Genomic DNA, 10,466 nt, shown 5'->3' on the forward strand with positions numbered 1-10,466 from the left:
TTTTTTGCGCTACAAATACGAACCGTCGGTGCGACGGGGATAGCTTGGTAAATATAGATAGCTAATAAAAGTATCTACTTCCCAAGAAGCACCCACTTCAAGCTTCGCTAAGTGGTGTGTAGTTCACTGTTTTGTTAAATATAAAATGTATCTAGTATATTATCTTTTTCCTCTTTGTTAATTCCAATATATTTTAGAGTGATTTGTGGTGTGCTATGATTGAGTATCTCTTGCAACATGGCTACATCTTTTGTTTGTTTATAAAACCAATAGCCGAATGTTTTGCGCATGGTGTGAGTACCGATGGATTCTATACTGGCAAAATCTCCGGCTTTTTGCAATTGTCGATAAGCCTGAACTTTACTAATGGATTGATCTCCTTTTCGAGAAGGAAATAACCAGGTACTTTCTAATGTTTGGGCATAGGAATAGACTTCATCAAAAATAGAAGTGAGATTAATCATGCGTTCTTTCTTTGTTTTTCCTTCTTTGATTTTGAATTCTTTTCTTTTTTTTCGCTTTAGTTTTAATATGGTTTGCATTTCGATTTGGAGTAGATCGCTGACACGTAGACCTGTATTGATTCCAATTATGAATAAAATATAGTCACGTTCTGAACAATGACGTTTAAGAGCCCATTTCATATCTTCGATCTGTTCTTTGCTTCGGATAGGTTGGACATCAATGAGATGTGGTTTTTTAATCATGTGTTTTTGACCTCTTTATTTATATTGTTTTGAATGTATACTTTTGTTATGTATTTTGAGGATATCAGGGTAATTGGGATGAAGTCAATATTTAAGGGCGAATGAAAGTAAACTAATATTTAAAAGTTTACATTCGTTTTTTAAAAGTTTAATTCGTTTATTTTACAGTATTTTCTAATTTATTTGTGCTATATTTATTAGAAAAGGGGACGAATTAATGCTGAAATTTATTTGGTCTTTAGTTTTTGCTCTTATATTTTTTTGGGTGGTACGTGGCCCATTGATACCATACATATCTTCAAATCAAAATATTGTTGCTATTTTAGTTATTTTCACAGTAGTTATTATTAATTCTTGGATTATTGATTTAATAAATCGTTTATACAAGAAAAAGAAGACTGAACTAGAGAGTTAATCTAGTTCAGTCTTCTTTTTCATAAAGATAGAAAATCGAGCGAAGCGACAACCGTTTTAGGACGAAAAAATGAAATTTTGAGACCAAAAAACGGTAAAGGTTGTAGGAATCTTTTACCAAGTCAAAAACAACGTTTTTGGGATTTGGCATGCCAAATCCGTAGCTTGCCATCTCTTTTTCTTTTAGAATGCTACACTTAATTGTTATTTTGCTCTTGGTTACAAGAACGCTGGTATTGAGCCATGAAAGATGGTTGATGTTAAACTAGCTTTTATTTAAAAGTTTACTTTCAGAAACATAAAAAAGAGTCCTGTATATAGGACTCTTTTTTTTTAGTTACAACAAAAAAAGCCAATCATGATATAATTGAATTGTCGAGAAACAACTATAATGAGAGGCTTTTTTATTCTTATAAAATTCTAATTACATAATAGCATAAAAAGAGCCTCTGTACTAGTTGTAAATACTAGGAATGAGGAGAAAAGTTATGACAAATACTATCAATTTAAAACAAGCTGAAAAAAATGCAAGATTGAGAGATATCGAGGATTCGAAGATTTTGTCAGAAGAAGAGATGTATTTAGCAAATGAACTTCAAGCAAAGGCTGGTTCAAGAGGAATGAAATTAGTTCCTGAAAAGAAAGTAAAAAATAAAGCTAAATTTGTTCAGTTATTACAGTTGAATTGGGAATATTTAAGACAAAAAGATTATATGACTGGCGAAGAAAAGATCTTTTTGCTTGATATACAGGCTTACATAGGGCTTCATTCAAATGCGATCGTAGATGATATTACTAAGAAATATGCTTCTCCATTAAATATTACTCAAATAGGAGAAGTATTAGGGACAAGTAGAACAAAAGTTAGTAGAGTTATTAATAGCCTTGTTAAAAAAGGTATATTAGCTAAAGCTGAATCTGGTGTTGAAGGTAATAATGTAAAAGCTTATGCTATTTATGTTAATCCCAATATTATTTATGCTGGAAATCGTGATGATGTTCAAGGAGCTTTAGTAACCATGTTTAGAAAAGCTATGAATAACAAAACACTTAAAAATTTACCTAATAGATTATTTTAAAAAGAACTATTGACTAGTTCTTTTTTTTTTGATTTTTTATTTTTCGTACGTATCAAATCTGATACGAAAGTGTATCAGATTTGATACGTACGAAAAATCTTGAAACCCTTGATATTACTTTGTTTTTTAAACTTTAAAATGCTTGTCCTTCTCACTCTATATATTATTAAGGCTAAAAGTTCCGCAAGGAACGGGTCGTATTTTCTTTCGTTTCACTTCAGAAAATCTCCACCCTTTTCGCTTTGCTACATCCTTGCAAAACTTTTTTCGGCTCGAATTTTGGCGGCACCAAGCCGATACATCCAAAAGCAACTATCAGAGATTATCGGCTTGAATTTGCTATCATACGAGCCGAACCGCTAGTAATTCGATTTAAAATTTCACTTACCAAATTAATAGAATACGTTATATGTGGGGTTTCGCCCCCACACGACGAACCAACCTCAACCCCAAAAGCAAACGAAAACCTTCATTTTAAACCATTTATTTTGCTTTTTAAGCGTTTGTTTTTGTTTTTACGGCAAATAGTATTATTTTAGATTTGTATTCTCTAAAACGGATTTTGAGGCGTCTGAATGATATCTAGTGTTTTATTGTTGTTTGTTTCTAAATTATAATTTTGTATTTACTTAATTTAAATGAATCTCTTTTAGTATTTTAAAGTAATGTTTGATTGCAAGTTATGAGAAATATGTTGTCTACAGCAGGTGCACATTTAATCCTATGAAGGGTACCTTGTGTAAACCTCGACTCTACTTTTAACGAAAAAATACGTGTAATTGGAAAATTTTGAGTCGACCGTGAGTGCACATCCTGGAAATTTTCGTGTACCCACGTTTAAGCTAGGCTCTGCCTAGCCCCAACCCCTAGTTGGGCCCAAAAACCCCTTATGCTCTTCTCTCTTTTTTTATTTAGAATTTCCAATTTTATAAAATGACTTGCCTTTTGATAGAGTTTTATTATGTTAAAAAAACAAAAATATGATCTTAATTGTGGTTTGTTGCAAGGTTATTAGAAATTTTTTTGTGGCGCGGCTATGGTCTTTGCTGTGTGGATTAAATAATCATATGTTAAGAAGGAAATGAAATATGAACTGAAATAGGGAAAATCCCGTTATTTTTATATGACAGAAGGATATAAAGCTTAGTAAAATGAATTAGTAAAAACCTAGGTTTTATACCTAGGTTTCAAGGTTGATTTTTTTGAAAATAACCCTTGATATTTAAAAAACTCAGGTTTTTATTTAGGTTTTAAAGGTGGGTAAAAAGATGGATAAAAGTAAATACCTAGGTGAAGAAAAACCAGGTTACATAGCCATGACTGTTAAAGAAGTTGCATTGTGTTTAGATGAATCGCCAAATGTTATAAGAAACTGGATGAAAGAATTAAGGACTTATATTCCTTTAGAGAAGAATGAGTCAGGTTACAATGTTTTTAATAAAAAAGCTCTTGAGCAAATGAAGATAGTTAAACAATTACATCGAGAACAGAATTACTCAATAAAACAAATTGAACATTACTTTGCTACAGGTGGAGAAAGTATAAAGCCTGTACCTAGTAAAGAAGTTGGAGAAATTTTAGCTGAAGAATTAAAATCATTAAAAAATGAAGTTAGTAGACTTAGAGAATATAGTGAGAAACAAGAGGAATTTAATAAATTGTTAATTGAACAACTTCAAAAACAACAAGATTATATTGACAATAAGTTAGAGAAACGTGATCAGAAGTTACTTGAAACAATTAGAGAAGTACAAGAAACAAAATTATTAACGGCAGCTACAAAACCAAAAGGTTTTTTTGCGAAATTATTTGGAAAATGATTTTTTGTGATTGGGTAAAGAATTTATTATTAAAGATTTAAGGAGATAATTAGTATGAAAAAAAAGTGAAAAATTTTAAATATCTTATGATTATATTAGCGTGTATTGCAATTTTTGGTACAATTTTACCTAATGTCTTAGATCCACATGAAACGATGGCAGGTAAAATTTCAATTGCGACTTTTGGGATAGTAGGTACCTGTTTACTATTTTCTATAATGTATTTTATTGTGAAAAAGGCTATTTTAAGAGGATAAGTGGTTGCATTTCTAATGAAAAGGTAGAGGATATATGTTTTTAAAATCTTCATATTCTGAGTTTATTAATTTTATTGTCCTGATTACAGTTATTTTAGTTCTGTGGAGATTAAAGGTATGGTCTAATAAAAAATATAATGTTCCTAAAGTATTCAAATGGTTCCCTAAAAGATGGGGGAAAAGAAAAATTTCAGAACAGTTTTTCCAATCAAAACTTGATGTTGAAGGTAAAGGGATTTCGATTACTTATTATGCTGTAGATTTATATGTTGTAACTATCCCGTTACAAGTGAAAAAATATAATACACTTTAGTGTTCTGTTTTTTTATTAAAAAGTTTTAAAATATGGTAAGTGAAATTATAGGTATAATTTTATTTATTGTTAGCAATAATTATTGAATTAAATAAAAAATGCATTTAAAAGGAATCGTGGTTGCCGCGCATGCGGAATCGCTGAGTCCTGGCGTTTATGCCGCGAAAGTTCCTTGACGATGAGGGGAACCCTCATGCAAACTCGCCAGAGGTGGCCCCAGAAGGGCGGTTTTTGCCCGCTGGGGTTAGCTTTGGGAGTTTGAGGGTTCGGAGGCTCGTGGTCAAGGGAATCGTGGAATAAAAAGCAAGGACGGACCCCAGGATAGGGCAAAAACCAATGTCTTCGCCAAGATTCGTGGTTCTACTGTTAGAAAAAGGCGAATAAGAATATAGCATACATACAATAAGGGAATGCAGTACAGATCAGCATACAAGCATTCCCTTGCTATAAAGATGTTAATAATTTTTTACCATTAAAATCCTCTTTTCTAAAAAAACCTTGAAAGGCATGAGCGAATCAAGGTCAGAAGTAGTGATTTATAATATTTTGATATTTTTTGTTTTGTCTTAATTATGACTTCAAACTAAGAATATATTCAATTCTTGATTTTGCGCCAAAGCTTGATTCAATAACCTTATAATCTTTACTTTCCATTAATCGTCTGCATTTATTTATATCTTGCAATAATTGTTCTATATCTTCTTTATTAGTATCACCTTTAAATTCAATACTATTGATATGAAAATCTAATTTTTCATATATAAAATCTGGTATTTCTTTTAGTTTAAAACACTCAATTGCAACACAAATATAGTATGCAGTCTTTGTAAAATCATTATAGTTTAGCTCTCTCCAATCTTCTTCAAATACTTTTGCTGCAGATTGAGGTGCTGTAAATCCATCATCTTCTACATATTCTTCAAAACTATATACAACAGAATCTTTGATACTTTCATAATCAACACTATTATTCATAGCACAAACCTCCTTAAATCTATTTCCCTATGGAGTTACTGTATTATTTGTAAAGATATTTAACTTTATATTAGGATACTTTTCTCTAAATTCTAATATAATATTTGTACAACTTTGACAAGTATCTAACTCTGAGAAAAGATTAACTTCACCTTTAATATTTGGGTCTTTTATTTTAGAAGCTATATCCTCAAGAATCTTCGCTTCCGTATCATTATACCTTGGAAACTCATCTACTACATAATTTTTGAAGATACGCTCACTATCTGCGGGTACATATGAAAAATCCATAACATCAGTTCCTAAACTGTCCACAGAATGAATTTGGCTATGAGCACTAAATTCTTTTTTTATACCTGGTATATTAACATCTGCTGTTGCAACATTACCTTTAGTAAGTGATTTTATTTTTCTATCTATTTTTTTCCTCTGTGTGTTAGATAAATTTATATATTCATCTGAATTTTTGAATGCTGTCATTGAATCAGATAGTTTTGTTCTTACGACTCTAGACCTATCTTCTAAAACTTCTCCAATAAGGTTATCCGTACCCTTACCAAAAACCTTCTCCCCAGTCTCCTTCATAAACTGATAAGCATCTTTCAGAGAGTTTGATCCTCCGACTTTCCCTCCACCTGCTAGCGAAGGTTCAGGGAATACATTCGGGATCTCAATATTTTTAATCTTCTCCTCGACATTCTTCATACTATCCGGCAACTTATTCATGAATGCTTCTACTTCTTCCGACTTACCAATTATTTTATCGCGTTTCCCTGCTGCTCGAAAGACATTTTCACCCTCTGCGATTTTTCCGGCTGTAGCTGATCCTTTCACTGCGGCGTTTACTTCACCAACGCCGACTAAACAACTAATAATATCAAATCCCATGCCACCAAAAGCATAAGGGTCGGTCATGGCTTTTTCTACATAATCTTTTACTGCGTTGAACATTTCTTTTTGGTCTCTTCTAAAGGTTCTAGCAAGGTTATCCAGCACGGGAATTTTGTCCGTGAGTGCGGGATTATTTAAGAAATCACTAAGATAAGGAGCCGTAGTTGTGATAGAGCCCACAATCCCATATTCGGCGAGTTTTTTCACCCCTTGCCAAGTCGCATCGAGATCGTCCAGTTTCCATTGTTCTGTTTCTACGCCGCGCATCGAGTTATAACCCCACTCACCAATCTCTGCGATTAGGAAACCTAATTTTATTGCACCTATTGCAGCCCCACTAATCGCGGAACCTGCCTTTCCTATAAAGCCTTCCAACACCAAGAGATCATTAGAAAGTCCTTTCAGGAAAGGAATGTTCTCCCCTACCCATTTTGTGCCTTTTCTCAATACATCCCATTTCTTACCGGCACTATCGGAAAAGTTTTGAAGCCAAGCCTCCAATGGATGATTTTTCGCCCATTCCTCTTGCTTTTTCTTCATTTCTTTTTCAGCTTGCAGTTGCGCCTTTTTTTCCGCCTTCGTGATTTGTGTATCTATTTCATGAATGCCTTTTGCTAACGCATCTTGGGCAAAGAAAGCTTGCAGTTGCGGATCAGTATAGGATAAACTACTCATTCCCCTTGCAATTTGAACTTGTTTGTTTAGGTTATCGAGAATTTTTTCCGCGTTGCTTTCTGCTTTTTTGCTTTCAAATTGCTGTACTTTTTGAATCGTATCCTCTAGTTCTTTACTGGCTGCAACCAGTTTTTCATCAAACTGGCTTCTCGGCATACTCAATGAAATCAAATCGTTCACGCTGTTGTAAATATTAGAGATGCGACTATCCATTTCATGTTTCTTGGGTTGGAGATTGGAAAGTTTGTTTTGTGTTTGTAGTAATGCATCTTCCAGAATAACTGCATTCTCATCACTTTCTCCCGTTGTTGACTGAAAATCCTTTAAAGTTGTCAACATTTCCGCAATGAGAAATTCATTGGTAACTTTCAATCCAGTCACAACTGCACTTTGGTTATTATTGATGTCGTTGACAATCGCATTTCCTGTTGCACCCTGCATGGCATCGGCCTGGATAATACTATTCAATGCTCTTTGAGCTTGTTCAAGTTGATTATTTGTTTTACTGGTGTCTTTTTGGAGTTTGGCCAGTACTTCATTGAATTCCTTTAAATCTACATGAAATCCCATTTAATTCGTCTCTCTTTCTAGTGGTAGTAACAGGGTTGCAGTCATTCCCCCTTAATAAAAGCTTTTAAAACAAATCAATCAATCTCTTTAATATCTGTTAAACAATATATTATCATAATTATGATATTTTTGATTAATTAGGGATACCACCAGCATTTTGGAAAAAAACCACGCTAAGAGCATGCAAAATTTTATACAGTTTTTCGGCTAATCCAGTAACAAACAAGAACCCTAAAACCCACGTCAAGATAGGGATGTATAAAAAATGAATAGAGTCATAGAAAAAGAAAAAGGCGTATTCCTTGTAAGAGTAGGGATCCAGCTTGCCCTTGCTACCGATAATTGTGCGTTATGTTAAGCTTACATGTATGGAATATACATCCAAATTTGGACAATACATCGTTTCTTTTGAATGGTACAATGAAGAAAAGAGGTGAATAAATTATGACGAAAAAAACAGGTTGGTCTTATCTCATCGGTTTAACATGGCTGGCAAGCATTGCATTACTTTGGGCAAACCTTGCTAATTTAATTCCAAATCAGATTGTTTCCCTAAGTGTTTCTATTGTTATGATTATCATTGCAGCAGGAGCCAGTCTTACAGGACTTTACCGACTTAAAAAGAAAGAATATTGAGAACAGATCGTGCCTCTCTCAATATTCTCAAGTGGAAAGTGCAATTTATGGGAGGATAGACCACAATGCCTGAACCGAATATAAAAATAAAAAAGATATGGGAAGATACCGATTTTTTTAAATTGAATTTTGACTTTACTGGATTTTATGGCACTGCGAGCATTAACCTATATACCACCAATGAAGAACTCGAAGATTTAAAAGAGGGAATAATCAAGTTTTCCACTTTTAAACTACATGAGTTTCAATGGGTTTCAGGTGAGGATATAGACAATGTAACTCATTTCTTATCCATGAGATTCTTCTTACATGATAAAAGAGGCATTGTAGGTATAGAGGTAGTAACTGACAATAAGCAATCAAAGCCTTATTGGATGCGTTCAAATCTGTTTATTCTTACGGAACTTAATCAAATTGATGATTTTATAAAAAAAATAGAACAATTAATTAGTGAGGAAATTACTGAGTTGGAAGGCATAATTCCAGTCTGACAGGGATAATTTTTGTAAGTAAATTACATATATTAACTTCCGCTAACGATAATTATGTAAATGAGCTGTCCATAGGGGCAGCTTATTGTTTTTTTCTTAGCGTGTTTTTTTTCCAAAATGCTGGCGGTACCCCTAAATAGATGAATAAGGAAAATCAAAAGTAAAAAACATAATATATTATTAAAAATTTATGTGTTGTTTTAATGCAATATTGCATATCAAAAAGAGTTGCTAATTTTGTTATTTCAAAATACAATATAAATAATTAAATATTCAGAAAAATATAAGGAGTGATTATTATGGCAATTGCAACAGCAGTATTAACATTTTTAGGTGGAGTTCTTCCATTAGTAACAACTTTATTAAAAGCATTTATGTAATATAATTTTTTAAGATTTAATAAAACTTATACAAATGATTCATGTATTGGAAGTATACTCAATATATGGATCATTTGTATGGGTTTTATTAGAAAAAGAAATCTTTTATTTTTAAAGGATTTTTTTTATTTAGGTTACAATCAGGTGTTTACAATATGGTAATGCACTTAAAATAATCAGAAAATTCTTTACATTGAAAGCGCTTTCTGTTAAGATAATAAATGGGTTGGATGGCACGAGTGGCTATCAGGGTATTTGGCGTAGGTGGGGCCGATACTATGGATAGAATAGATAAAATATTGTTTTTTACTATTATGAAATTCTACATACATTATAAAAAGGAACTGACTCATAAAATAATGAGCCAGTCCTTTTTTATTTTGCAGTGTTAAATTTGATGTTATTGATTTTTTTAAAAAAATGTCGAACTTATCAGAATTTTGTATTTTTTTGTTGATTTATTTTATTTTTAATGCTAAACTCATAACAACAAAGAAAGAGTAAATAAAACCCTTATCGATTTAATTGTCAGAATTTTTAGTTTTATTCCACAGCTTATTCTTTTTGTTTGACATGTTTGTGTATTACTTTTCCACTCTTTCTTTGTTGTACCCTATAAAAGAAAACAACCTGTTTTTATCCAAGTTGTTTTCTTTTATAAAAATTTTATTTGTTGTTTTTATAACAGTTGGGATCACTATTTAGAAGTTATTATGATTTATGGGGGGAAGACAGTTAATAGATTGGACATTTAGTGAGAAGTTTACATTACAATGGGTGGATTCAGAAAGAGGTGAAAACTAAGAAATTTGGATTTTAGTTTTTTAATTTTGGAAAAGGAAGAATAAAAATATAGTGGACATACAATTACAATAAGGGAATGCAGTATAGATTAGTATACATGCATTCCCTTTCTACTTTTATGATTTAAATGTATTTTAATTTTATCATAAAAGAACCTAAATCATAGCCTGTTTTTATTATAATTACAGATGAAATTATAGCTAATGGGTATTTAATAAATGGATTGTTTAGTAATCCCTTTATTTTTTTCATGTTGTAATCCTCCATTGTATTGATAATCTTAGTTTAAATATTATCATGAATATATATAATGATTAACTATTGTAATGTTTAACGTTTTCCGAAAGAAGTCTCCTTCCTCAAGTGTGTGCAGGGCGATAGGTGGGAGATGAATTTCGGTTTGGCACTAGCCAAAAGATTGTAGTAAACTCATTACATACAGATTGTTCTTTGA

The 10,466-nt window shown here is 32.1% G+C and carries 10 protein-coding genes; 6 read left to right on the plus strand and 4 right to left on the minus strand.

Features of this window, described 5'->3' with window-relative positions; all coding sequences use genetic code 11:
• Window positions 1-134: 134 nt before the first annotated feature.
• The gene (locus tag AAIE21_RS28825) at window positions 135-707 is read right to left on the minus strand and encodes a tyrosine-type recombinase/integrase (RefSeq protein ID WP_343269816.1); all 573 of its coding nucleotides are present in this window, start codon (window positions 705-707) and stop codon (window positions 135-137) included.
• Window positions 708-924: 217 nt separating this feature from the next.
• Between AAIE21_RS28825 and AAIE21_RS28830 the strand changes: the two genes are divergently transcribed.
• From AAIE21_RS28830 to AAIE21_RS28845, 4 genes are all read left to right on the plus strand, one after another.
• Window positions 925-1,122, plus strand: coding sequence for a hypothetical protein (locus tag AAIE21_RS28830; RefSeq protein WP_097969188.1), 198 nt, complete (start codon window positions 925-927; stop codon window positions 1,120-1,122).
• 487 nt (window positions 1,123-1,609) lie between these two features.
• Window positions 1,610-2,200, plus strand: coding sequence for a MarR family transcriptional regulator (locus AAIE21_RS28835; protein WP_343269817.1), 591 nt, complete (start codon window positions 1,610-1,612; stop codon window positions 2,198-2,200).
• Window positions 2,201-3,468: 1,268 nt separating this feature from the next.
• Window positions 3,469-4,020: a DUF3967 domain-containing protein gene (locus AAIE21_RS28840; RefSeq protein ID WP_343269818.1), complete on the plus strand. Its 552-nt coding sequence runs from the start codon at window positions 3,469-3,471 to the stop codon at window positions 4,018-4,020.
• 291 nt (window positions 4,021-4,311) lie between these two features.
• Window positions 4,312-4,590, plus strand: a complete 279-nt coding sequence (locus tag AAIE21_RS28845; RefSeq protein ID WP_003209756.1) for a hypothetical protein — start codon at window positions 4,312-4,314, stop codon at window positions 4,588-4,590.
• A 570-nt stretch (window positions 4,591-5,160) separates the two neighbouring features.
• Here the strand turns inward: AAIE21_RS28845 and AAIE21_RS28850 are convergent.
• Both AAIE21_RS28850 and AAIE21_RS28855 read right to left on the minus strand, forming a co-directional pair.
• Window positions 5,161-5,565, minus strand: a complete 405-nt coding sequence (locus AAIE21_RS28850; protein ID WP_343269819.1) for a hypothetical protein — start codon at window positions 5,563-5,565, stop codon at window positions 5,161-5,163.
• A 27-nt stretch (window positions 5,566-5,592) separates the two neighbouring features.
• A complete protein-coding gene (locus tag AAIE21_RS28855; protein WP_343269820.1) occupies window positions 5,593-7,701 on the minus strand; it encodes a deaminase domain-containing protein in 2,109 nt (702 codons plus the stop codon).
• Between the two features lie 444 nt (window positions 7,702-8,145).
• Between AAIE21_RS28855 and AAIE21_RS28860 the strand changes: the two genes are divergently transcribed.
• Both AAIE21_RS28860 and AAIE21_RS28865 read left to right on the plus strand, forming a co-directional pair.
• Entirely contained in the window at window positions 8,146-8,337 is a 192-nt protein-coding gene (locus AAIE21_RS28860) for a hypothetical protein (RefSeq protein ID WP_343269821.1), read from the plus strand.
• A gap of 65 nt (window positions 8,338-8,402) precedes the next feature.
• The gene (locus AAIE21_RS28865) at window positions 8,403-8,828 is read left to right on the plus strand and encodes a hypothetical protein (RefSeq protein ID WP_343269822.1); all 426 of its coding nucleotides are present in this window, start codon (window positions 8,403-8,405) and stop codon (window positions 8,826-8,828) included.
• 1,307 nt (window positions 8,829-10,135) lie between these two features.
• Here AAIE21_RS28865 and AAIE21_RS28870 read toward each other — a convergent pair.
• On the minus strand, window positions 10,136-10,264 hold the full coding sequence (locus tag AAIE21_RS28870) for a hypothetical protein (RefSeq protein WP_343269823.1): 129 nt from the start codon (window positions 10,262-10,264) through the stop codon (window positions 10,136-10,138).
• Between the last annotated feature and the right edge of the window lie 202 nt (window positions 10,265-10,466).

Source organism: Paenibacillus sp. 102 (assembly GCF_039549175.1).
In the GTDB taxonomy this organism is placed as follows: domain Bacteria; phylum Bacillota; class Bacilli; order Bacillales; family Bacillaceae_G; genus Bacillus_A.